Raw genomic sequence first — 22,552 nt, 5'->3', positions numbered from 1 at the left:
AAGGTGTAAAAAGTATGGAAAACGAGTGAATTTAACACACGATAAAGTATGTTTAACGGCGCGGTTGTTGCTAAATTTCAGTTTTAAATTTAATTATTATTATGCTTTGAATCAATAAACAATGCGTATGTGTAATACACAATAACTAAAAATGTTAGTGTTTAGCTATCGTTCAAATACAGTTGAGAATTACATATGAAGTTTTTAGTATTTTTAGGCACAGTACGCGATAGTACACCACCAAAGCCTGCCCGCTTAGGTTTAAGGGTTTCTAGTGCTTGTGTAGAATGCTTAACAGAGCATTTTGGCGATCATGAGTTTGAGCTAATTGATGCGTTGGATTTTCCTAGCGAAAACGTATTTAAACCACACTTTGCATACGCTAAAAGTAATACACCTATAGAGCTCACTCTTTTAGCTGATAAAATTAAAGCCGCAGATGGTTATATAATGATTAGCCCTGAGTACAATCACAGCATGAGTCCAGCCCTCGCTGACTTACTTAATCATTTTGGTAGCTCACTATTTTCGTATAAGCCAAGTGCAATAGTTACTTACTCAGCAGGACAGTGGGGTGGTGTAAGAGCGGCCATTAGTATGCGCACGTTTTTATCTGAACTTGGCTGTTTGCCAGTATCGGCGATGATCCACGTGCCAAAAGCGCAAGATGTGTTTAGTGAGGATGGCAAACCTGTTGCAGGAGAGAGTCAATCATCGTGGTTTAATTATTTCTCACGCACGTTCGGCCAACTAATATGGTGGGCGCAAGCTGCTAAAGAGCATACCGAGGTGGTTGACCCACAAAGTTTGCTAAAAAGCTTTAAAACAGATCCTTCTCAGCGCAATGCGCCTTAATACTCGCTAACTAATTGTTTGGATTGATTATAGAAACATGGCTGCATATAGTGGTATCATTAACGCTACATATTTTTAATAATGCATAATACCAATTCGCAATAATAGTTAATCAATTTTAGGGATTAAATCGCTAACGGCATTAAAAATTTTTGATATAGAACAACTCAATAACGAAATTTTTACTTTGTTATCGACACGATTTTCTTGTCTCAAAATAGAACACTGAATTATGCGAATTGGTGTAAGAAACAAGGAAATTGTGTCTTGAAATATCTAGCCTTACTAAGTGTGCTAACGCTTAGTGCATGTAGTTCTGTTCCCCATAAAATTGAAATGAGCCAAAGTACGGCTGCAAATATGAACCTTATCGCTTTAACTGAGCAAAGTGCACCTAAGGGTGTTGCTGGCACTTACCAGTTTCATATTAAAGCGGCGGGAGCTCAGGGGAGTTGGTTGTATTTAAATACAGAAACTGACTATCGCGACAGGCGTTCAATTACGATATCAATACAGCCTAATGTGGTAGCAGAGCTTCAAAGTAAATACGGGCAACCAGCAGACACCTTTTTTATTGATAAAACAATAGAAGTAACAGGCGAAGCTAAACGAGTAACTATCGATTTTATGAGCCGTGGTAGAGTCACTAATAAATATTATTATCAAACGCACATAGCTGTGTCATCAATTAAGCAGCTTCGTGTTATCGAAAGTTAGCAAAAAGCAATGCACTGTATTTATATACAGTGCATTGTAAAAGCTTACTTTGAGCTTTAACGTTTACACTTAAATTTACTGTTCTGGCGCTACTTTAGCGCTGTTTTATTCAACGATTTCAAAACTCTTATTTAACCTATTGTAATCTCATTACATAAAACTAATAATTAGTTAGTTTTATAAATTTGAGTACCCGTATTGAAAGCCAAAGAAATCCGCAACTTTTATATCAACGAAGAGCAATCTGTTTATTTACTTTCGCACCGCGATGCTAAAAAACACCGCCAGTGGCTTAATATTTGTATTAAGCAGTTAACACTGCTGGGCTACAAAAACGTTGAAATGATTGGCTCAGGTGCTTTTGGTTTTGTGTTTGCAGGTGATGACGATAACGGCTTACCTTGGGTATTTAAGTTTTCGCGTATTACGCTTGCCCAAAGTGTACGCGACCGCTTAGAAGACGAAGCGTATATGCTTTCGCAAATTAATAACCCCTTAGTGCCTACCTTTTATGCTTTTGAGCGAATTAAAAAACAAGGGATTTTAATGATGGCGCGCGCCATTGGAGAGGACCTTGAAAAAGTATCGCTTAAAACAGGTCGCTTTAGTGCCGCGCAAATAATGACGCTAGCTGTTAGGTTACGTAATGTGTTGGTTGATTTACGTAGCCATAAAAATGGCGTTAGCCCACAACCTATAGTGCATGGCGATATAAAGCCTTCAAACCTTGTATGGGATGCAAACACTGATGCGCTGTCGTTAGTGGATTGGGGAAGCTCTGTGTATGCACAGCTCGATAGCGATGGTAACCCTGTTGCGAGTAACTTTATGGATTTAATGTCGGGCGATTTAAGTACAACTAATGCGCGTATGGGCGATGTGTACTTTATTGGTGAAGCACAAATGTCGGGGGAGCAGTCATCCCCACGATTTGACGAACAAGGTGTAGCCGCTACGTTGTATGCGCTAGCGTCGGCGCAGTCGTGTCGCTTTGGTGCGCAAGCCATCCCTGCAAGCAGCTTAGGGCTCCCAAAAGAACTGGCTAAAGTGATTGATGGCATGCTCTCTAAAAGTAAGGCACAACGTGATGGTGCCGGTGATTACTTTATGCGTAACATTACAACTATGGCTAAAGCGTATTTACCTGAGCTTGATAAAAAACAAAAAAAAGCAGATATTCCTTTTTGGTATGGCAAGGCAGAGCAACCCGACACGGTTGTATATAGTTCACGAAAACAGTTTTTACGCCAAGCCGATCATAACCAGCAATTACTAGATATAAACGACGCGCAACTTGACCGTTATTATAAAGAGTTTTTGTTTGATACAGGCGATAACGAAAAAGCATTTTTAGCATCAATAAGCCGATTAGCTAAGTACCCTGTTGTTGGTGGGCTTAGTTTTCATTGGAAGGATGAGTCGATGTTTGTTGAATCGTCTTTAATTATGCATGACGAATCATTGGGTGATGCGTTTAGTGATGCGATTAATAACACAGTGATGCTTGCCCAAGCGATTAATCAAAAAGGGTTATTTAAGTGTTGTTTGTTTGATGCCCGTAAAACTATTCAGTTAGAGCGAGATGGCACCGGTGCATTTAAGTTTGATAGCTTACCAGAGCTTGAGTATGAAATAGTAAGTATGAAAACAAACGAAATAACCCGACCTCATTCTTACTTTGAAGACGGAAAAGACCCTGATGAACAACTACAGCTCCCTAAAAAAGTAATTAAGTGCGTATTTGAGCTTAACCAAATTCACCATACAGGGTGTATTATTTTTGAAGCACTTCCGGACAGAATGAAAATTCACCATTACTACCGATTACTCGATTCGACCAAAGAGGTTGAGTTTAAACGCCTTCTTAATAAACTAATGCAATACGCGGTAAATATTACGGACGTTGGTGTTGCGGGCTTTATGAAACTCCCATATAAAAACACCCGTGAGTTTAGTTTATGTGAGCAGCAAGAAGAGCATTACTTTCCTAAAAATCCTAAGCTTGTATCTTTATAGAAAGTACTTAAATTAAGAGTGCTGAATGAAAAGACAAAGATAAAAAAAGAGTACAAGTTTGTTTAACTTGTACCCTTTGCTACTTAATTATTTAGGTAAGTATTACTAATTATTAAACACCTTACTAAAGGGCGATGTTGGTGATAGCTCAAATTGATGAGTTAGCTTTTGCGTTTTATTAGTCGCTGTTATTTGATAATGCTGCTTGTGTTCATTGTTACTAAATAGCTTAACGTTAAAGTTAACTTTGGTTAATTTACTGGGCAAAGAGTAGCGCCCTGTAATGGTTACTTGGCCTATATTGTCGCTTTTATGTGTATGCGACGCTTCTGGGTTTAGCAAAAGTCCGTCAATAGTAAATTTATACTGATGATCCGCTAAATAAACGTTCTTTTTAACTCGCTTAGTTATTAGCTTTTTATGAGCGTTAAACTCAACTATTGACACTTTGCCATCCTTGTTTTCATCAACCCCCTTAAAAGCCGACATAGGGATTGAAAGCACAATAAACACGTTATTATCAACAAAATTCAGCGTACCGTGCTCTGCAACCATTAAATGCGCGTTTGCTAATGTTGATGTGCTCAATAAGCCCAATGTGGTCACACTTAACAGATAATTTTTCATATAAGGCATAACTTACTCCTAATTAAACTTCGCCTTTAACGCAGCGTTGAAAAAACGGGTAAGTGTCTGTTGCGTAGTAGTGGTATATCCCTTGAGGAAACTCAGGTGTTACGCCAACGCGGCCATTACATTCATCTAAATCACCAGAGCCTGCTACGTATTCCCAATCTTGTGCAAATGTACCTAATGGGTATATATCGGTAGAAGGGCGGTTTGCGCTTACAGATGTTATGTGTTGGTAGCTACCGGTCATTACGGTTAACGCTGAAGTTGCATCATTTGAGTCTAAATAGCCGTAACGTGCATAAATAGGAAAGCCGTCTGCTGCCCAGCCTATTAGAGTCATAGTGGAGCTATTGCCACCTCGCAGTGTTACAAAGCCTTCAGGCATACCATGATAATGATATGTGCCATCGGGTTGTACGTGTGCATTGTTGTCGTCTGTTCCAAAACTAAACGTGTCTTGGCTTAAGGCTTCTATATTCCAATTACCGCTGTTGTCGCCTAAATCACAATCGGTGCCTGAATCATCGCAACTTCCGCCTGTGCCGGCGTCTATTTTAATGCCATTAAGTACAACGCCTATCATTCCACGAGGGCCACCAAGCATGGTTGCTTGTGTTGTTTCTACAGGCTCAAGTGTGTAGCTTTCATTTACTGATTGTTCAGAAATAGTATTTGGGTTATCGGCATTAGGGAATGTACCTACTTCGTGATCAGGTATGCCATTAGCTACTAAGTCACGTGTAGTTCCTGTGCATGACCAATCTGCAGCGCTGGTGGCTTGTACTGATTCTGACTCGTTATATTCACTGTAGCTATATTCACAAAACACGCCTTGGGTTGAGCTACTCGTACCTGTACCGTTATCTGAGGTGGTTGATGATGAATCTGTAGTTGTTGAGGTATCAACTATGCCTTCTCCACCTCCGCAAGCAACTAACGATAAAACAACTAGAGCCAAAGTGCTTAGCTTTAAAGCATTTATCCTATTTCGATTTTTATTATTAAGTGCGTATTGTTTCATTGCTGCCTACCTGATCAATTAAGTTACTCAAACAATAATCAGCAATTGTGCAAATAGTGTGTAAACAATGATGACAAATTAGCAATTATGTAAATAGGCGGAGTATTTAAGCTAAGTTGAGATTTAACTTTATGAGATTGTGTTTTATTTTAAAATTTCAAAAAGTTAAACTAATGCCAAAATAGCTAACATAAAAGGCTACCTTAATGGCTAAAACAAAACCTGTAGTGACGTTACAAAGTCACGGTATTTACTCTAAGTGGGATAGTGAAAGTAAAGCGTTGCCACAAATAGAGCAATTTACAACAAATGTAATAGCTGAGGTAGATATTGAGTTTGGCTTAATCGTAAATATCAAAAAAGGTAAAGGCGAAAAGCTTCATTATTGTATTTACCATCCTGATATTCCAGGTAGTAACGGTGATGTAATGGACCCTTTTGAAGGCGATGTATACGTTAAAAACAGTGATTGGAACTTTTATTTAGGCGATACGCTTTGGTTGCCAATAGAAAATAAATTAGGTGATTGGCGTATGACGATTGAACTAAATGGAAAAATTATTGCTGATAAAACTTTTAATGTGGCATTAGAGGCAGAGCGCACCGAAACAGATTTTTGGAAAAACCGAGGGTACTAATTGTTATCTATTAGCTATGTAACGCGGATATAATTGAAGTTAATGAGAAAATAGTCGAAGAACTATTTATAAATAGCTCTTCGACCTTAAATTAGTAAGTTTTTAGTTACCCCAAGGGTTACTAGAATTAGAACGCTGCTTACGATCGCGAGCACGTTGCTTAGATTCTTTTTTCTCTACAATACGCTTAGCATCAACAAAACTAAGCTCACACGGCTCCCCGGGTTTATGATCAGCTGGGATCACACGATCTCGTGGCGGTAATTCGTATTGAACATCATCAGGCTTAGGTAAGTTTTTAAGACGATAAAGGTAAAAGTTATCTACTTTTTCTTGTGCCCATTGTGTTTTACGTAAAAATTTAACCGCAGACTTAACATCAGGATTATTTTTAAAGCAGTTAAGTTGTAAATAAGCGTGTAGGAGTTCCCACCCGTATTGTTCAACCAGCTCTTCAACCACTTGTTCTAATTTTACGCCTTGCAGTGGGTTATTACTGAAAAGTTCTTGGTTGCTCATAGGTGTTGCCTCATTATTAAAATACAAATTGCATTATAAGTTTTATCTATAAGTTTTGATACTCTAAAATCTACACATACAATGAATTGAAAGATAAAATTTACACGTGTTTAAATAATCGGTAATATTAAAAAGCTTTATAAAATACGGCAAGATGCCAATTTATAGTATTAAAGATTAAGGAATATTACGAAATGGGACTTTTTAATAAGATCAAAACTCAAGCAAGCACTATTGGCTCAAATATTAGTGACTCTACATCAAAACTAAGTAGTGATATTGCTACTTCAGCAAAAGAAAACGCAAAACTTTCATCGATTCGTTCAGAAATCACTTCAATCGAAGGTCAGCTTAATATTGGTTACAAAGATATTGGTAAAAAATATGTTGAGAACCTTTTAGCTAACCAAGGTGAAAATGTTGAAGTTGCTTTACAAGAGCCTTTATCAAGAATAGAACCTCTTTTAGAGAAAAAGATTGAGCTTGAAGATGAAGCCATTGAAATCGAAAAGAAAATAAAAGATCAAATTATAATTCAAGAAAAAGCAATTTTTCAAAAAGAATATGATCAAGAAAAAGAGAAGTTAGAAAAAGCAGTAAAACTTGATGTTTTATCTAAAGAAGAAATGGAAGAAAAGTTAGCTAAAGCACGTTTAAAACTAGATAACTTTGACAACATTCGCAAGCTTAAAAAGCAAGAAGAAATGGGTTTGATTACTAAAACAGAATTAGCTGAAAAATTAGCTGCATTCGGTGCCTAGTTAAACGTTTAAGCCACATATTACTATGTGGCTTATTATTATTTAATTAACTTTGGCAATTAACTACAACACGACCACGAATTTTACCTTCCATAAGTTGCTCTGCGTTATCGATTACGTGTTCGAGTGATATTTCTGTCGAAATTTTATCTAAATAATCGGCGCTTACTAATTTAGCTAAACGATCCCATGCTTCAATTCTGTCGGCTTTAGGGCGCATTACGCTATCAATTCCTATAAGAGATACACCACGTAATATAAAGGGTGCTACCGATGCTGGTAAATCCATACCTTGTGCAAGTCCGCAGGCGGTTACTACGCCACCATATTTTAATGATGCACAAATATTGGCAAGTGTATGGCTACCTACCGAATCTATTGCCGCTGCAAATCGCTCTTTTTGCAAAGGCTTACCCGGGTTTGAAAGCTCATTTCGGTCAATTACCTGTTTAGCGCCTAACTCTTTTAAATACTCACTTTGATCTAATCGACCCGTTGCCGCTGTTACGTTAAACCCAAGTTGGTTTAGTAAATAAATAGCAAAGCTGCCTACGCCACCATTAGCACCAGTTACCAGTATTTCGCCAGATTCAGGCGTAATACCTTGTTTTTGAAGCGCTATAACACTTAGCATAGCGGTATAACCGGCTGTACCTATTTGCATCGCTTGCTTTGGTGAAATACCAGTAGGTAAGGGGATTAGCCAATCGCTATTAAGTGCCGCTTTTTGAGCAAGCCCGCCCCAATATTTTTCACCTACACCAAAGCCATTTAATATTACGTTATCGCCGTTTTTAAATTCATCGCTGGTGGAATTTGTAACCGTACCAACTAAATCAATACCTGGCACCATAGGAAAACTACGTACAACGGGGCCTTTACCAGTAATTGCTAAACCATCTTTATAGTTAAGTGTGCTGTATAGTACGTCGATAGATACGTTTTCGTTTGGTAAATCACTATGTTCGATAGTAGATAATGAAGCGCTATAGTTATTATCTTCTTTATTAATAACAATGGCTTTAATTGGGTTACTCATGGGATATCCTTTTAGACCGATCGTCTTTTAATTGGTAAATAAAAACGCATTAGGTTAATAATGCGCGTAAAAACATTTCTGTATACAAAGTAAGTGGAGTATTTGATTTTGTGAGCTTTGCGCGCATAACAGCACCTTCCCAGCCAATCCAAAAATACTCACTCATCAATTTTGTATTTACATGGCTTGCAATAGTGCCTTGTTGCTTAGCTTGGTTTAAGCAAACCTCTACATGGTTTTGCCAAGCGGTGTAGCTTTGCATTAATCTGGTTTTAAACTCTTCACTTAAATGGTTAAGCTCTTGATTTAAGTTACCGACTAAACAGCCACGTTTGTAATCGTATTTTTTCATCCCTTTAATTGCGCTTTGAGTAAAATTAACGATTCGCTCAAGTGGGGGAACATCTTCTTGCTGTAGGTGATGGGTAAGCTTGGCAATAAAATAGCTGTCGTATGCATCAACTAACGCAATACCGTAGGCTTCTTTACTTTTAAAGTAATGATAAAAAGAGCCTTTAGGTACAGCCGCTTTTTTTAAAATAGTATCGAGCCCCGTGGCGCTAAAACCAAATTCAGTTAGGGTTTCTAGGCCCGTGCGAATAAGTAACGCTTTTGTATCGGCGTTTTCTCTGGCTATTTTAGGTGGGCGACCACGGCGTATTGGTGTTGATGTATTTTTGTTCATGAACTCATATTAGACCGATCGACTTTAAATAATCAAGTATAAATTTAAATTGTTTAAAAATAGTTCAAATTTAGGGGCGGGCTACTAATTTAAGATTAATGAAATAAAAGTGTCACGATTACATTTTTGTTTGGAACTTAGTCAATATTAGTCGGTCACAATTAAAGCACACAAGTGCTTTTTAGCGATTATTAAATCGCCAATTTGTTATTACGAACCGGTCAAATTAAATGTTGTATGACCACTTACTTTTTTAAATGTTAATTCATTTTTGCATCAGCAGCTTAGTTAAAGTCAAACAATTTAATTGCTTTTACAATTTGAATTTTACATTTTTATTAACTATTCATTAAATGTAGATTTCACTAATGCTACACAATATATAAATAAAAAGGTGAGGATATTACCGATGAAGAGACAGAAAAGAGATCGTTTAGAAAGAGCTCATTCTCAAGGTTTTAAAGCAGGTTTAGCAGGTCGCTCAAAAGAGCTATGCCCTTATCAACAAGTAGATCCAAAATCAGAGTGGTTAGGAGGTTGGCGTGAAGCGATTGAAAACCGCAACATGTACAAAACCTAAAATCAATAATCGAATTTAAGCAAAAAGGCCTCCACATTGGAGGCCTTTTTGTTTGTGCGTTTAAAAATTAAAATGCACTAGTGTCTTGGAACAAGCCCACTTTTAAATCTTTTGCTTCGTAGATTACTCGGCCATCTACTTCTACAGTGCCATCGGCAACGCCCATAAACAATTTACGTTTAATTACGCGTTTCATTACAAGACGGTAAGTTACTTTTTTATTAGTTGGTAAAATTTGGCCAGTAAATTTAACTTCACCCACACCTAGCGCACGACCAAGACCAGGGCCACCAGACCAACCTAAGTAAAAACCAACTAGTTGCCACATAGCATCTAATCCTAAACAACCTGGCATTACTGGGTCGCCTTTAAAATGGCAATCGAAAAACCACAGGCTAGGGTCAATATCAAGCTCAGCAACAATTTCGCCTTTACCATGAATTCCGCCATCAGCAGTAATAGAGGTAATGCGGTCCATCATTAACATGTTGTCACTTGGTAAACGGCAGTTGCCTTCACCAAACATTTCACCTTGACCACACAGGATCAAATCTTCTTTTGTATAGCTATTTTTAGGTTCCATAACACTTATCTTCGCTTAGAAATTGCCAAGTACTTTAGCGTACACTTGTACGCTAAACAACTCGGAGCAGTTAAAAAATCAAAATATTGCATATTAAATCATCAATCAATCAGCGCGATTGGTTTTTGCACTATAAAACCGCGCAATTACAATCAGAAATCATTATAATTAACGCTGTCTTATAACCAGTCTAAAGGAAGTTTATGATCCTTTTTGTTAACTCACTAACTGTGATTGATTTTTCTTACTTATGTAACAAACGCGGCGCCGTTGGCGAGAGCTGGATTGTTGATTTAACTTTGCACGGTAAACTTAACGAAGAGTCTATGGTTTTAGACTTTGGTTTAGTTAAAAAGCAAATTAAAGGCATTATAGATGAGTGTATTGATCACCGTTTAGCAATTCCTACAGGGCTTAATGGCACTGTATCTGAATTTGACGAGCATAAAACACTCGATTGCACATTTGGTGAAAATAACCACTTAGCTATGAGTGCTCCTCATCAAGCTTATTGCATGATTAACGCAGACGAAGTAACGGTTGAATCGGTTACTGAATTTTTAATTGCGACTATTTTACCGAAGCTACCAGATAACATTGAAAAAATTGAGCTGTCACTTAAGCCTGAGCACAGCCAAAGCTTTTACTATCATTACAGCCATGGCCTTAAAAAGCATGACGGTAATTGCCAACGTATTATTCATGGGCATCGTTCTCAAATTGGTATTAGCCTAGATGGCATCTCTATGCCGCGCTTGCAAAAAGAATGGTCTCAAAAGTGGGAAGATATTTACTTAGCCACCAGCGAAGATCAAATTAACGCACCTGATTTAAAACACATAACAGCCAAAGCGGGTGATGTATGTTTTGCTTACACGTCGGCACAAGGCTATTTTGAAATGGCGATTAGCGAATCCCGTTGCGACATTTTACCAGTAGACACCACTGTTGAATGTATTGCTGAACATGTAGCTGGCCAAATTAAAGCTCAATATCCAGAAAAAGCAGTGAAAGTGACTGCTTATGAAGGTGTTGGAAAAGGATCGATTAGCTATGTTTAAAACACTTTTAGCAACAGCGCTTGTTGCCTCTGCTAGCTTTAGTGCTATGGCGCTTGAGTTAAAAGGGCATTTAACACAAGGCGGTTTAGTTACTGGAAAGCTAGAAAACGCTAAATCAGTAAGCTTAGATGGTAAAAGCTTAAAACTTTCGCCAAATGGTGACTTTGTATTTGGTTTTGGGCGTGACGCTGAAACGACTCATACTTTAAAATGGGTAGATAACACGGGTAAATCGCATTCTCAGCCGCTAGCTATCACTAAGCGCGAATATAAAATTGATAAAATTACCGGCGTAGCTAAAAAATATGTATCTCCGCCAAAAGAAGTTAGTGCGCGTATAAGCCGCGAAGCAGTTGCTGTGCGAAAAGCCAGAGAAGTAGACTCTGATTTACTGTACTTTTTAGACCCTGTTTTAAAGCCTGCAGAAGGGCGCATATCGGGTGTTTATGGTAGTCAGCGCTATTTTAATGGTGAGCCTCGTCGTCCGCACTTTGGCTTAGACATTGCCAATAAAACAGGCTCTCCTGTTTACGCGCCTATAAGTGGTACCGTGGTATTTGCTGAACCTGATTTATACTACTCAGGCGGTACATTAATTATTGATCATGGCCATGGTATTACCTCAACTTACATTCACTTAAGTAAGCTTGATGTAAAAGTGGGTGATAAAATTGAGCAAGGTAACAAAGTGGCTGAAATTGGTGCAACAGGGCGTGTAACAGGTCCTCACCTAGATTGGCGTTTTAACTGGAAAGGCGAACGCCTTGATCCTGCATTACTAATGCAAGATACATTAGCAAACAAAAAGTAGAGATTATGACTGACGTAAATCGCGATGCAATAATTGCTCAGCGTATTGAAGACTCAACCACATCGGTAACTAAAACCGTGTTTCCAGGGCGTACTAATCATCACAATACTTTATTTGGTGGTGATGCACTGGCGTGGATGGATGAAGTGGCATTTATAGCAGCGACTCGTTTTTGCCGTAAGCCTTTGGTAACTATATCTTCTGATAGAGTAGACTTTAAAGAAGCCATACCAGCAGGTACTTTTGCAGAGTTAATAGCTAAAGTAGTGCATGTAGGTAACACCAGCTTAAAAGTTGACGTAGATATATTATTAGAAACTATGCACAGAGATGATAAGCACTCTGCCATTAGTGGTAGCTTTACGTTTGTTGCTGTCGATGATAATCACAGACCAACACCGGTAGTATGCGATAAAATGATTTATGGTTTTGATTAATTTAAAGCTTTAAATATGCGGTAAAGTAAATTTATATAAGCACCTTAATTGGTGCTTATATAAAACCCTTGAAAGAACACATCATACTAAATATTCATTAAATATAACCTCAACAACAGAGTTAATGTTAACTAAAAAAAAGTAATCAAACTGGGAGAGAATTGATAGGGGTGAGAGTTGTTGGATTTGGATACTAAAAAGGTATGCTTTTAACATACCTTTTTGGTTATCTTCAGCTTTTAATTACACTTACGTAAATACTTTTTAAAGCACCATTGCTGCAATCCAGCCAAATATTAGTAGTGGGATGTTAAAGTGAATAAATGTTGGAATAACAGAGTCTCTAATATGGTCGTGCTGACCATCGGCATTTAAACCTGATGTTGGACCAAGCGTTGAGTCTGAAGCAGGAGAGCCTGCATCACCTAAAGCACCCGCAGTACCAACAAGTGCGGCGGTAGCCATAACAGAAAACCCGAGGTCTAAACACAAAGGAACAAACAAAGTTGCAATAATAGGCACTGTGGAAAACGAACTACCAATTCCCATTGTAATTAATAACCCGACTAACAAAATAACACCGGCGGCTAAAGGTTTATTACCATCAAAAAGGGCGGCTCCACTGTGTACTAAGCTCGCTACATCGCCAGTGGCTTGCATAACCGATGCAAAGCCTTGTGCCGATATCATAATAAAACCAATCATCGCCATCATCGCAACGCCTTTACTAAATACGTCGCCGTTTTCTTCCCACTTAACTACACCAAATACACTAAATATCATTACACCTACTAAACCGCCTAAAATCATTGAGCCACTTAGGTTTTGTGCAACAAGTGAGGCAAGTACCGCACAAAGCCCTACAATCATTACTTTTTTAGGGTTTTCTACCTCAGCCGATTTACTCACAGTTGTTAATGGGAGCTTTGTGTATTCGCGGCGTTTTTTGTAGGTAATAAATACCGCAATAAGTAATCCAATAAACATACCTAATGCAGGAATTATCATCGCCATAGGGACTTGTGTATTTACAATGTCTAGGCCGTTATCAACTAGGTTTTTATGCAAAATAGAATATAAGTAAATACCACCAAAACCATAAGGCAGCACCATATAAGAGGTTGCTAATCCAAATGTTAAAATACACGCTATAGCACGCCTGTCTAGTCTTAACTGATTAAAAACCACGAGTAACGGCGGGATTAAAATAGGAATAAACGCTATGTGTACAGGTACTAAGTTTTGCGAAGAAATCGCACAACCTAAAATAATTAATAAAATGAAGTAACTTAAAAATGTTTCATTCCCGCTGCCTTTAGCATTTACTTTAGCAAGTAACTTATCAGCGAGAATGCGTGTTAAACCCGACTTAGAAATAGCAACGGCAAATGCACCGAGCATGGCATAACTTAGTGCAATTTCAGCTCCGGCAGAAAGGCCAGAATTAAATGCATCAACACTTTCTTTTATACCCAAGCCTGCTGTTAAACCAGCAACTAAAGCACTTATGATCATGGCAACAATGACGTTAACGCGAGCCAGAGATAGCCCGAGCATTAAAATAACGCCTATAACAACAGCATTCATAGTATTCTCTATTTGGAAATTTTAATTAATTTTATCAGATCTTTAGCCTGAGTTTTACGCTCTTTCGTAAAAGGTTTTTTACCATAGCGTACTTGGTTAAATAACTGACTAAATGTGTTTATAGATTGTGCAGAACGAGGGAATTTGTCAGCAAAAAAATGTAACTGCTGACTCGGTGTTAAATTATCGGGTGTATTTATTTTTTGTTTTTTCGCCCATGCTTTTACTTCATAAAATTCTTTAACCATAGGCGCTAATTTAGCCGGGCGTTTTGGTAAGTTTAAAAAAACAAAATAACCTACAAAACAAAAACCAGCTGTTAATAAAACCATTAATGGTACAAGCCAAATGTTTTTACTACCAAAAATTGATTTTAAAAAATCATTTTGTTTTTCTTCGTCAAAACCAAGTACCCAGCTAGACCATTGATAATCGAGATTTTCAAGTTCCAACCTTAACCAATTAATAGCGGGGAAATTACTTAAACTCACTAAACCAAAATCAAGATTACTTTTAAATTCGTCATTCAGCTCTTCGTTTTGCGAAAGTGAGCCATTTAAACGCTCCGGTGCTACAACAGCGGTTGCATCAAAAATAACCCAACCTTCGTTTTGTAAATATACTTCTACCCATGCATGCGCATCGTACTGGCGAACAGTGAGCGTATTATTATCTTGGTTTAATTCACCGCCTAAATAGCCACTTACTAGTCGAGCGGGTATACCTGCGGTTCTAAAAATGTACGCGGCGGCACTGGCATAGTGGCCACAAAAGCCACGTTGGTTTTCAAATAAAAATTGGTCAATCGTGTTATCGCCGCTCATAGGCGTGGGTGTTAACGTGTAAGTAAATCCCGTACCTGCAAAGTATTGTAATAAGCTATTGTAAAAATCGCGGTCAGAGTATGTATTTTGCTTTAAGTTTTTAGCAAGTGATGATGTTTTTACATTCTTTTTATAAGCGAGATATTTGTAGCGTTTTTCTTCAAATTCGCCAAGCGGTAAAGCTGTGAAGTTAAAGCTATTTACATCGTATTGTAAGTTTTTAGCTTGACGACTTTTTTTACGCAATAAACCTAGCGAATTACCTTCAACATTTTGTGAGTTACTACTGGAATACGCTAAACCATAGAGCCATTTTTGTGTAGCAGGCTCTGTAATAACTGAGTAGCTTGCGATAAGTTGCTCATCATTTTCGCTCTGGGTATTTGTTTTTACATTATTATATTTTAAAAAGTCAGACGTAAGCCACGCATTGCCATTAAACTCATCATGAACTATTGCTCGCCAATAATAAGGCGCTACAGGTTTTTCTTCATTAAATTTAGCTCTAAACACAAGCTCGTCAGAATTTGAAAGCTTTGCAATATCGAAAGGGTCGACTTGTTCAGAAAGCCCAGTTTTTGCAAGCTTAGGCCCAGGAAGCTGCCAAAAGGCGGGCATTTTTGGTAAAAAAAGCAGTAAAAATACAGCTAAAGGAAGCGCTAAAAGTAGTAATTTACCACTTTGCTTAGAGGCTATTTTTAAATTATGTTTGGATTCGAGTAAGCCAAGTACTGCAAAGTTTAATATGTATAAACCACTTACAGTTAAAGTCGTTAAAATGCTTTGGTTAAATAAATACACCGATGAGAGTGAAAAAAACGTAAGCGTTGTAATTACATGATAGTGTTTTTTGGTTTTAGCCTGCAGCAGCTTAAATAAACTAGCAAGTAGCAGCATGGCCACAAATAAAATAACCGTATCCGACATACCTACGGTGTAGAGCATTAAACCTAGTGACACACCTGCGAGTATATTTGCCAGCCAAGCATTTGGCTTTGGTTTATTACTCAGCGTTATGTAAAAGTTCCATGCACAAATAAGTGAAAGTACACCTACAAAAGCAAGCGGTAAATGTGATACAAAAAATACAATTAAACATGAATATATAAAAGACAGTGAATAATTTATTACTTTTTCGTTTTTAAGTATGTCCATTACACATCTCCATTAAATGAGCACAATAACGCTAAACACTGCTGCTTATGTTGCTGTCCGGTATTTGTATTTATTGTTTTATTCGGTAGTTTTAACATAAAAAGGGTATTTTTTTCGGTTGCTTCACACACTAAAAAGCATAACTGGCTTAAACGTTGTTCTGTATCCCCATTCATTAACGTAAAATCGAAGAGCGCATTCGCTGTTTTAAAGTCTACAAACTCTTTTACTAACAACTGCTGTGTTTTTGCGTAATGCTTCCACGACACTCTTTGCAAGCCCATCTCTGGTAAATGTGGGATTAACGACTCAAACTCTTCGCTACCAGATTGTGTAGAAATACCTTTATCGGCTTGCTCATCAAGCACAGAAACATGCGCATCACTGTGTACTTGTTCAAGCGACGGGTATACAAATACATCTTCTTGTAATTGAATGTAGCTCCAAACAGTTATTAAACCAAAGGGGTAGTTACTCGCTATTTTAATACGTTGCACTGAGTACTTACCGCGTGAGCTGTAGGGTAAGTTGAGGGTAAGTAACTGAGGTTTACTATCAACTTCGTCGGTATGTTTGTGAGTTTGCTCACTACCTTGATATGTTAAATTAATAGATTGGGTTAGTGAAGGGCTTTGTAATTCAAATACAATACTCGGTTTTTGGGGTGCGTAGCTGTTAAATGCATCTTTAAATTTAACCGTTAAGCCTTTAGCGTTACTGTAGCCCATTAATACAGCAATAATCATCACCACAAACATAAGATAAGACATTATTAAAATTAAATTATTTTGATAATTAATGCCCATTACAAAGTTTAAAATAGCCACAATTACAAAGTACCAACCTAGGGACGATGGCAATACATAAATTGTTCTGTGTTCAAGTGTAATTGAGTTTTTTAAATGCTTATTTTTTAATAACTTATTAAATACACTTCGCTTAAATGACTTAAATAAAGAAGGGCGCTTAGCTGTTTTTTTTGGCATAAAAGTTTATACCGGAACTAATACGTTTTTTAAAATATCGTTTACTTGCGCTTCACCTGACTCATTATGCAAACCTAAACGATGCTGACACACACTTGCAAATACGGCTTGAACATCTTCTGGCATTACAAAATCACGACCATCAATAAAGGCCCACGACCTAGCTGCTTTAGCAAGAGCCATACTGGCACGCGGTGATAACGAAGATGCAAAAGCGTTGCTTGTGCGTGTGTAATTAACAAGCTCTATAATATAGTCAATAACCGGGCTACTTAAAGTAATTTGGCTTATCTGGGTTTGAATTGCCGCTAACTCTTGTTGGTTAATACGCTTAGGTAACTGACTGTAATCTCGTTTTTGCATATTCAAAATTAAGCGTTTTTCTGCTTCTTTAGGTGGAAAACCTAAGCTAATACGCATTAAAAATCGGTCTAATTGCGACTCAGGTAACGGGTAAGTACCTGATTGGTAAAGTGGGTTTTGTGTCGCAATCACAAAAAATGGATTTGGCAGCGTATATTTTTTTCCATCGACTGTTACTTGTTGCTCTTCCATTGCTTCAAGCAAGGCACTTTGTGTTTTGGGTCCGGCGCGGTTTATTTCATCAGCTAAAACAACTTGGCTAAAAATAGGGCCTTTATGAAACGTAAAACTGTGCTCGGTAGAGTTAAACACATTAGTACCCAAAATATCAGCAGGCAGAAGATCACTGGTAAATTGTATACGCTGATACGATAAACCTAATACAGCTGACAATGCATGAGAAAGAGTGGTTTTTCCCATACCAGGCAAATCTTCAATGAGTAAATGTCCTTCGCTAAATAAGCATGTAAGTGCCAGTTTTATTTGTTGTTGTTTACCAAATATAACACTCGAAAGATCGTCTATAATCGCAGTAACAGTACTATGCATGCTAACCTTATTATTATTCTATTATTTCAAGACGCTTCATTACAGTGTCTACTTTTTTTGTGTTGAAAGGTTTTGCAATAAAGCCTTTAGCGCCCATTTCCCACGTGTTTTGTACGTTTTCGAGACTATTGTGGCCCGAACACATAACAACATGAGTGTGCGGGTAAGCACTATTAATGTATTCCAATATCTCTGCACCGTTAGAGTCAGGTAAATCTACATCTACAAATATAACGCCTGGCGGTTTATTGTCCATAATAGGTTTGGCAGAGCTAAAATCAGCACTTTCTAATATATCTTCAAACCCTAAGTCAGTTAAAATTTGGTTTAGATAATCACGAATTTCCTTAACGTCATCAATAATGAGGATGGGCTCTAGCGGGCGAACAAATTCCATATGTAGGTTACTTCTATTTTGAATACATTTAAGTGCTTTAATACTAAGCTAACCCCATCATAAGCTCAAGAACGTTACTTAAAAAACACTAATAAATAAACTGTTTATAGGTTTGCCCAACAACCTATTTTTAAAGGATTATCTGCTTTCATATCTTCTACTAACTTATATTTTCATTAATTGTAATGAACAATAATGACGTATCTACAATAAATCCCTTAATCCTACACTTTATTTCTTCAAAATTTGATGTAACAAATTTGCTACTTAACTTATTGATTCAAAAATATTTACATATAAATTCGATTTTTTGTAAACGTTTTGTAATAAAAAATCGTTGACCTTCTAAATTCATTCTGTGATTATGCTCAGCAGATGAGCTTATGCTCACAAGTGCAACTTCATTAACTATTTAATGTTTTGCTCAGTCAGCCTCATCTACACACACTGAATTAATACCAATTTCATTAAATGAATATGCAATTTAATAAAGTTGGCATCACACACCACACTAAATAAAGAGCTTATTATGTTGAATAATAAAAAGACTAAATTTGCAATTTCTCTCATAGCGGCAGCTATGGCTACATCGGCTCCAGCACAGGCTGATATTTCTGAATATTTAGATCGCGTTGACGTAGACTTTTTACTAATGCAAAACTTTCAGTCAATTCAAGCTAAAGACGGCGCATTTCGTCCAGAAGATGAAGAACAAGAGTCAGGATTTGGCCGTATTAGAGCAAATCTAATGCTTAAATTTCATATTAACGAGTTCATCACTGCCGATATAGATATTGCAGAAGAGCCTAATGACTTTGGTGGCGAAGATCGTGACTTTTCATTTCACAACGATTTTGCAGGTGTTGAATTTGACTTACTAGGTCTTTATGGCACACCAAAAGAAAACGCAAATTTAACACTGCGTTTGGGTAATATTGGTGGCTCACCATTTCAATTTAAAGGTTTTCAAGACGGCGCAGATAACCAAAGTAATGCACTTATTGGTAATGGTATTACCGATTACGCAACCGCAGAAAACGGTGCACAGCTAAGTTACAGCGAAACTTTCGATAGTGGTGTAGTACGTGCTTATAATGTTACAGGTCACATTACGACTTCTAGTTTTGGTGAAGCGTTTCAAGAAGACAGAGGTTATAACTACCGACTTCAAGGTACTCTAGAATTTGAAGGTGGCTTTAAAGCAGGCTTAAACTTATTAAAAGCCAATCAAGGCGACCAGTTACGTTTTGAAAACGGCGTAGCCAGTCTTGATGGTGTAACCACAACAAACTATCGCTTTGGCGATGGTGAAAACTATAACTTCTCTGCGTCACCTTCAAACGAGCGTGACACTCACGTTGGCGCAATGCCAGGGCTTGAGCAATCAATCATCCAGCTTAATTTAGCTTATCAACCATCTGACGAAACAAGCCTAATCTTTATGGTTGGTAAATCATCTGATGATTACACATTTGCAGATGCCGCTGGTAATGCAGTTGCCGGTATTACCTACTTTGGTACAAACGGCATAGCTGATGAAAATGGCACTACTTTTGATTCAAACAGTGTAATAGAAGGCGACTCATCGGTTGAGTATTTCGTGTTTGAAGCACAACAATATCTAATCCCTAAAAAGCTATATGTAGCGGCTCGTTATGCAGAAGCCGAAAACACTTCCGACTTAATTGAACAAACAGACAATACAGTAGAGCGTATTCAAGTAGCCGCAGGTTACTGGTTTAACGATAAAACGCTTTTAAAAGTTGAGTATGTTAACCAAGAAGAAGGTGTTAATTCGGGCGGCCAAATCGGTAAAGGATTTGACGGCTTCACTTCTGAAATATCTGTTAAATTTTAAGTCATTATCCAACTAGTCTAACTATTTATACAAAGGACCTAAAAAGGCACTTTGCGGGCAGTTTTATGCGTTAAAACTGCCATAAATAGAATTGGTAATAGATTGAAATTTAATAGCACTTGTTAAAACATAACGTGTATGGGGAATACCCGATGAAAAATAAATTAATTATGCTCGCGTGTGGCTTTATAAGCATGGGCGCTGCGGCAAAAGAAACAATTACAATAGCGACTGTTAACAACGGTGACATGATCACCATGAAAGAATTAAGTAGTGACTTTACCAGCCAAAACCCTGATATAGATTTAAAATGGGTCACTCTAGAGGAAAACATTCTTCGCCAACGTGTCACTACCGATGTAGCAACAAAAGGCGGACAATACGATGTTATGACCATAGGTACTTATGAAGTACCAATTTGGGGCAAACAAAATTGGTTAAAAGAATTAGATAATTTAGGTGAAAACTACGATTTAGACGATTTAATACCTGCAATCCGAAGCGGTTTAACGATTAACGACAAGCTTTATGCTGCGCCATTTTATGGCGAAAGCTCAATGGTTATGTACCGCACTGACTTAATGGAAAAAGCAGGGCTGACAATGCCTAAAGCCCCAACATGGGACTTTATACGCAAAGCTGCCAAAGCCATGACCGATAAAAAAGAAGGTGTTTATGGTCTTTGTTTACGTGGTAAAGCGGGTTGGGGCGAAAACGTTGCGCTTATTACATCCATGGCAAATTCGTTTGGTGCGCGTTGGTTTGATGAAAATTGGAAACCTCAGTTTAATACCCCTGAGTGGGAAAATACCCTTCAGTATTATGTAGATGTTATGAAAGAATCTGGTCCTGCTGGTTCATCTGCAAACGGTTTTAATGAAAACCTTGCACTATTCCAAACCGGAAAATGTGGTATTTGGATTGATGCAACCGTTGCAGGCGCATTTGTTACTAACAAAAAAGACTCAGAAGTTGCCGATAAAGTAGGGTTTGCACTTTCGCCAGATAACGGTCTAGGTAAACGCGGTAACTGGTTATGGTCTTGGACTTTAGCCGTGCCGGCAAGCAGCAAAAAACCAGATGCCGCAATGAAATTTATTAGCTGGGCAACATCTAAAGAATACACTCAACTTGTAGCCGACAAAAAAGGTTGGGCAAAAGTACCGCCAGGTACACGTAAATCACTTTACAGTAATCAAAAGTACATGGACGCAGCACCGTTTGCGCAAATTACCTTAGATTCTATTCAATCTGCAGATCCTAAAAATCCAACCGTTAAACCGGTGCCTTATGTAGGTATTCAGTTTGTTGCTATTCCTGAGTTTCAAGGAATTGGTACAGCTGTTGGGCAACAATTTTCAGCAGCATTAACTGGCCAAATGACCGTTAAGCAAGCGCTTAGTACGTCTCAGCACCTCGTTGAGCGAACAATGCGTAAAGCTCGCTATCCTAAATAGCATGTAATGGGCGGGTAAGTACTCAAACTTACCCAATATTTTATGTCAATTCTATTTACTTGTTAGTTATAAACACTATCAAGGGTTTCTGATTTTCACTTGATAGTTAACAAGTAAATAGAATTGGCTTTTTTAAGGTCACCTTTATGGCAACAACTAACTCGCGCACGCTTGCTCGGTTTATGCTTCTTCCTAGTGTAATTTTATTACTTGCTTGGATGATAGTTCCGCTGTGTATGACACTGTATTTTTCATTTATTGATTACAACTTACTCGTTCCTGGGGATAAAGAGTTTGTAGGCTTTTTAAACTATGAATTTTTCCTGACTGATCCGGCTTTTTTTGAATCATTTTTTAACACGCTTTACCTAGTAACTGGGGTTTTACTTATCACTATTTGTGGTGGTATTGGCTTAGCTATTTTACTTGACCAAGCAATATGGGGACGAAACTACGTTCGCATTATGGTACTAGCTCCATTTTTTGTAATGCCAACTGTGTCGGCATTGGTATGGAAAAACATGCTAATGAACCCAGTTAATGGCTTATTTGCACACTTTGCAATTTGGCTTGGCTTTGAACCTATCGACTTTTTTGCTCAAATGCCATTATTTTCAATCATCATTATTGTGTCTTGGCAGTGGTTACCATTTGCAGCATTAATACTGCTAACAGCAATACAATCACTCGACCGTGAACAATTAGAAGCGGCTGATTTGGACGGAGCAGGCCCATTTAGTAAGTTTTTTTACATCGTTTTACCGCACTTATCACGCGCTGTAACTGCGGTTATATTAATCGAAACTATATTTTTACTGTCAATTTTTGCTGAAATATTAGTCACAACTAGTGGCGGTCCTGGTTATTCGTCAACCAATATAACGTACTTAATTTATACGCAATCGCTACTTCAGTTTGATGTAGGCGGCGGTTCGGCAGGGGGCATAGTTGCAGTTATTATTGCAAATATAGTCGCTATATTTTTAATGCGCTTAATTGGCAAAAACTTGGAGGGTTAAT

The 22,552-nt window shown here is 37.8% G+C and carries 23 protein-coding genes; 12 read left to right on the top strand and 11 right to left on the bottom strand.

Annotation, left to right across the window (positions count from 1 at the left end; translation table 11 throughout):
- Positions 1–195 precede the first annotated feature (195 nt).
- The 3 genes from QL995_RS14070 (at position 196) to QL995_RS14060 (ending at position 3,588) form a co-directional block, all read left to right on the top strand.
- Positions 196–855, top strand: coding sequence for an NAD(P)H-dependent oxidoreductase (locus QL995_RS14070; protein WP_290294429.1), 660 nt, complete (start codon positions 196–198; stop codon positions 853–855).
- A 267-nt stretch (positions 856–1,122) separates the two neighbouring features.
- On the top strand, positions 1,123–1,572 hold the full coding sequence (locus QL995_RS14065; protein WP_290294428.1) for a hypothetical protein: 450 nt from the start codon (positions 1,123–1,125) through the stop codon (positions 1,570–1,572).
- A gap of 198 nt (positions 1,573–1,770) precedes the next feature.
- Positions 1,771–3,588 carry a serine/threonine protein kinase gene (locus QL995_RS14060; protein WP_290294427.1) on the top strand — a complete coding sequence of 606 codons (1,818 nt, stop codon included), beginning with the start codon at positions 1,771–1,773 and terminating at the stop codon, positions 3,586–3,588.
- Between the two features lie 105 nt (positions 3,589–3,693).
- On the opposite strand, the gene QL995_RS14055 is transcribed toward QL995_RS14060, so the two are convergent.
- The gene (locus QL995_RS14055) at positions 3,694–4,224 is read right to left on the bottom strand and encodes a hypothetical protein (RefSeq protein ID WP_290294426.1); all 531 of its coding nucleotides are present in this window, start codon (positions 4,222–4,224) and stop codon (positions 3,694–3,696) included.
- A 13-nt stretch (positions 4,225–4,237) separates the two neighbouring features.
- A complete protein-coding gene (locus tag QL995_RS14050; RefSeq protein WP_197188772.1) occupies positions 4,238–5,242 on the bottom strand; it encodes a YHYH protein in 1,005 nt (334 codons plus the stop codon).
- 206 nt (positions 5,243–5,448) lie between these two features.
- On the opposite strand from QL995_RS14050, the gene QL995_RS14045 reads away from it, so the two are divergent.
- Positions 5,449–5,880 (top strand): DUF3859 domain-containing protein, encoded by a 432-nt coding sequence (locus QL995_RS14045; protein ID WP_007582762.1) that lies wholly within the window; start codon positions 5,449–5,451, stop codon positions 5,878–5,880.
- Between the two features lie 102 nt (positions 5,881–5,982).
- Here the strand turns inward: QL995_RS14045 and QL995_RS14040 are convergent, their stop codons facing one another.
- Positions 5,983–6,399 carry a VF530 family protein gene (locus QL995_RS14040; RefSeq protein ID WP_007582761.1) on the bottom strand — a complete coding sequence of 139 codons (417 nt, stop codon included), beginning with the start codon at positions 6,397–6,399 and terminating at the stop codon, positions 5,983–5,985.
- Positions 6,400–6,593: 194 nt separating this feature from the next.
- On the opposite strand from QL995_RS14040, the gene QL995_RS14035 reads away from it, so the two are divergent.
- Positions 6,594–7,160: a hypothetical protein gene (locus tag QL995_RS14035; protein ID WP_007582760.1), complete on the top strand. Its 567-nt coding sequence runs from the start codon at positions 6,594–6,596 to the stop codon at positions 7,158–7,160.
- A 46-nt stretch (positions 7,161–7,206) separates the two neighbouring features.
- On the opposite strand, the gene QL995_RS14030 is transcribed toward QL995_RS14035, so the two are convergent.
- Positions 7,207–8,199, bottom strand: coding sequence for an MDR family oxidoreductase (locus QL995_RS14030; protein ID WP_290294425.1), 993 nt, complete (start codon positions 8,197–8,199; stop codon positions 7,207–7,209).
- Between the two features lie 49 nt (positions 8,200–8,248).
- On the bottom strand, positions 8,249–8,884 hold the full coding sequence (locus tag QL995_RS14025) for a TetR/AcrR family transcriptional regulator (protein ID WP_290294424.1): 636 nt from the start codon (positions 8,882–8,884) through the stop codon (positions 8,249–8,251).
- A gap of 409 nt (positions 8,885–9,293) precedes the next feature.
- Between QL995_RS14025 and rmf the strand changes: the two genes are divergently transcribed.
- Positions 9,294–9,464 carry a ribosome modulation factor gene (gene rmf, locus QL995_RS14020; protein WP_002960897.1) on the top strand — a complete coding sequence of 57 codons (171 nt, stop codon included), beginning with the start codon at positions 9,294–9,296 and terminating at the stop codon, positions 9,462–9,464.
- A gap of 67 nt (positions 9,465–9,531) precedes the next feature.
- Here the strand turns inward: rmf and fabA are convergent, their stop codons facing one another.
- Positions 9,532–10,047: a bifunctional 3-hydroxydecanoyl-ACP dehydratase/trans-2-decenoyl-ACP isomerase gene (fabA, locus tag QL995_RS14015; RefSeq protein ID WP_007582756.1), complete on the bottom strand. Its 516-nt coding sequence runs from the start codon at positions 10,045–10,047 to the stop codon at positions 9,532–9,534.
- A gap of 203 nt (positions 10,048–10,250) precedes the next feature.
- On the opposite strand from fabA, the gene QL995_RS14010 reads away from it, so the two are divergent.
- The 3 genes from QL995_RS14010 to QL995_RS14000 are packed head-to-tail and all read left to right on the top strand — an operon-like array spanning position 10,251 to position 12,356.
- Positions 10,251–11,108 (top strand): 6-carboxytetrahydropterin synthase, encoded by an 858-nt coding sequence (locus QL995_RS14010; RefSeq protein ID WP_007582754.1) that lies wholly within the window; start codon positions 10,251–10,253, stop codon positions 11,106–11,108.
- Positions 11,101–11,919, top strand: a complete 819-nt coding sequence (locus tag QL995_RS14005; protein WP_290294423.1) for a M23 family metallopeptidase — start codon at positions 11,101–11,103, stop codon at positions 11,917–11,919. Before QL995_RS14010 ends, QL995_RS14005 begins: the two co-directional genes overlap by 8 nt.
- Positions 11,920–11,924: 5 nt before the next feature.
- Positions 11,925–12,356: an acyl-CoA thioesterase gene (locus QL995_RS14000; RefSeq protein ID WP_007582749.1), complete on the top strand. Its 432-nt coding sequence runs from the start codon at positions 11,925–11,927 to the stop codon at positions 12,354–12,356.
- Positions 12,357–12,620: 264 nt separating this feature from the next.
- Here the strand turns inward: QL995_RS14000 and QL995_RS13995 are convergent, their stop codons facing one another.
- The 5 genes from QL995_RS13995 to QL995_RS13975 are packed head-to-tail and all read right to left on the bottom strand — an operon-like array spanning position 12,621 to position 18,217.
- Positions 12,621–13,943 carry a Na+/H+ antiporter family protein gene (locus tag QL995_RS13995; RefSeq protein WP_290294422.1) on the bottom strand — a complete coding sequence of 441 codons (1,323 nt, stop codon included), beginning with the start codon at positions 13,941–13,943 and terminating at the stop codon, positions 12,621–12,623.
- 8 nt (positions 13,944–13,951) lie between these two features.
- Positions 13,952–15,922 (bottom strand): DUF3488 and transglutaminase-like domain-containing protein, encoded by a 1,971-nt coding sequence (locus QL995_RS13990; RefSeq protein ID WP_290294421.1) that lies wholly within the window; start codon positions 15,920–15,922, stop codon positions 13,952–13,954.
- Positions 15,922–16,908, bottom strand: a complete 987-nt coding sequence (locus tag QL995_RS13985) for a DUF58 domain-containing protein (protein ID WP_290294420.1) — start codon at positions 16,906–16,908, stop codon at positions 15,922–15,924. Before QL995_RS13985 ends, QL995_RS13990 begins: the two co-directional genes overlap by 1 nt.
- Before the next feature lie 6 nt (positions 16,909–16,914).
- A complete protein-coding gene (locus QL995_RS13980; protein WP_197152712.1) occupies positions 16,915–17,820 on the bottom strand; it encodes a MoxR family ATPase in 906 nt (301 codons plus the stop codon).
- Positions 17,821–17,833: 13 nt separating this feature from the next.
- Positions 17,834–18,217 (bottom strand): response regulator, encoded by a 384-nt coding sequence (locus QL995_RS13975; RefSeq protein ID WP_002960883.1) that lies wholly within the window; start codon positions 18,215–18,217, stop codon positions 17,834–17,836.
- Between the two features lie 529 nt (positions 18,218–18,746).
- Here QL995_RS13975 and QL995_RS13970 point away from each other — a divergent pair.
- The 3 genes from QL995_RS13970 to QL995_RS13960 all read left to right on the top strand — a co-directional run bounded on the left by QL995_RS13970 (position 18,747) and on the right by QL995_RS13960 (position 22,551).
- Positions 18,747–20,075, top strand: a complete 1,329-nt coding sequence (locus QL995_RS13970; protein ID WP_007377151.1) for a hypothetical protein — start codon at positions 18,747–18,749, stop codon at positions 20,073–20,075.
- A 152-nt stretch (positions 20,076–20,227) separates the two neighbouring features.
- Positions 20,228–21,532 (top strand): sugar ABC transporter substrate-binding protein, encoded by a 1,305-nt coding sequence (locus QL995_RS13965; RefSeq protein ID WP_197237235.1) that lies wholly within the window; start codon positions 20,228–20,230, stop codon positions 21,530–21,532.
- Between the two features lie 146 nt (positions 21,533–21,678).
- The gene (locus tag QL995_RS13960; RefSeq protein WP_002960879.1) at positions 21,679–22,551 is read left to right on the top strand and encodes a sugar ABC transporter permease; all 873 of its coding nucleotides are present in this window, start codon (positions 21,679–21,681) and stop codon (positions 22,549–22,551) included.
- The last annotated feature ends 1 nt before the right edge of the window (position 22,552 follow it).

The organism is Pseudoalteromonas sp. APC 3358 (assembly GCF_030408075.1).
Classification (GTDB): Bacteria; Pseudomonadota; Gammaproteobacteria; order Enterobacterales; family Alteromonadaceae; genus Pseudoalteromonas; species Pseudoalteromonas arctica.
Note: the sequence above shows the minus strand (reverse complement) of the source record. Positions and strands in the feature narration are given on the sequence as shown.

What these genes read in the sequence shown, in the direction of transcription:
- QL995_RS13980 (WP_197152712.1), bottom strand. Translation starts at nt 17,820, where the DNA reads ATGCATAGTACTGTTACTGCGATTATAGACGATCTTTCGAGTGTTATA.
- QL995_RS13965 (WP_197237235.1), top strand. Translation starts at nt 20,228, where the DNA reads ATGAAAAATAAATTAATTATGCTCGCGTGTGGCTTTATAAGCATGGGC.
- QL995_RS13990 (WP_290294421.1), bottom strand. Translation starts at nt 15,922, where the DNA reads ATGGACATACTTAAAAACGAAAAAGTAATAAATTATTCACTGTCTTTT.
- QL995_RS14045 (WP_007582762.1), top strand. Translation starts at nt 5,449, where the DNA reads ATGGCTAAAACAAAACCTGTAGTGACGTTACAAAGTCACGGTATTTAC.
- QL995_RS13960 (WP_002960879.1), top strand. Translation starts at nt 21,679, where the DNA reads ATGGCAACAACTAACTCGCGCACGCTTGCTCGGTTTATGCTTCTTCCT.
- QL995_RS14035 (WP_007582760.1), top strand. Translation starts at nt 6,594, where the DNA reads ATGGGACTTTTTAATAAGATCAAAACTCAAGCAAGCACTATTGGCTCA.
- QL995_RS13985 (WP_290294420.1), bottom strand. Translation starts at nt 16,908, where the DNA reads ATGCCAAAAAAAACAGCTAAGCGCCCTTCTTTATTTAAGTCATTTAAG.
- QL995_RS14055 (WP_290294426.1), bottom strand. Translation starts at nt 4,224, where the DNA reads ATGCCTTATATGAAAAATTATCTGTTAAGTGTGACCACATTGGGCTTA.
- QL995_RS14050 (WP_197188772.1), bottom strand. Translation starts at nt 5,242, where the DNA reads ATGAAACAATACGCACTTAATAATAAAAATCGAAATAGGATAAATGCT.
- rmf (WP_002960897.1), top strand. Translation starts at nt 9,294, where the DNA reads ATGAAGAGACAGAAAAGAGATCGTTTAGAAAGAGCTCATTCTCAAGGT.
- QL995_RS14010 (WP_007582754.1), top strand. Translation starts at nt 10,251, where the DNA reads ATGATCCTTTTTGTTAACTCACTAACTGTGATTGATTTTTCTTACTTA.
- QL995_RS14030 (WP_290294425.1), bottom strand. Translation starts at nt 8,199, where the DNA reads ATGAGTAACCCAATTAAAGCCATTGTTATTAATAAAGAAGATAATAAC.
- QL995_RS14000 (WP_007582749.1), top strand. Translation starts at nt 11,925, where the DNA reads ATGACTGACGTAAATCGCGATGCAATAATTGCTCAGCGTATTGAAGAC.
- QL995_RS14005 (WP_290294423.1), top strand. Translation starts at nt 11,101, where the DNA reads ATGTTTAAAACACTTTTAGCAACAGCGCTTGTTGCCTCTGCTAGCTTT.
- QL995_RS13970 (WP_007377151.1), top strand. Translation starts at nt 18,747, where the DNA reads ATGTTGAATAATAAAAAGACTAAATTTGCAATTTCTCTCATAGCGGCA.
- fabA (WP_007582756.1), bottom strand. Translation starts at nt 10,047, where the DNA reads ATGGAACCTAAAAATAGCTATACAAAAGAAGATTTGATCCTGTGTGGT.
- QL995_RS14070 (WP_290294429.1), top strand. Translation starts at nt 196, where the DNA reads ATGAAGTTTTTAGTATTTTTAGGCACAGTACGCGATAGTACACCACCA.
- QL995_RS14025 (WP_290294424.1), bottom strand. Translation starts at nt 8,884, where the DNA reads ATGAACAAAAATACATCAACACCAATACGCCGTGGTCGCCCACCTAAA.
- QL995_RS14040 (WP_007582761.1), bottom strand. Translation starts at nt 6,399, where the DNA reads ATGAGCAACCAAGAACTTTTCAGTAATAACCCACTGCAAGGCGTAAAA.
- QL995_RS13995 (WP_290294422.1), bottom strand. Translation starts at nt 13,943, where the DNA reads ATGAATGCTGTTGTTATAGGCGTTATTTTAATGCTCGGGCTATCTCTG.
- QL995_RS13975 (WP_002960883.1), bottom strand. Translation starts at nt 18,217, where the DNA reads ATGGAATTTGTTCGCCCGCTAGAGCCCATCCTCATTATTGATGACGTT.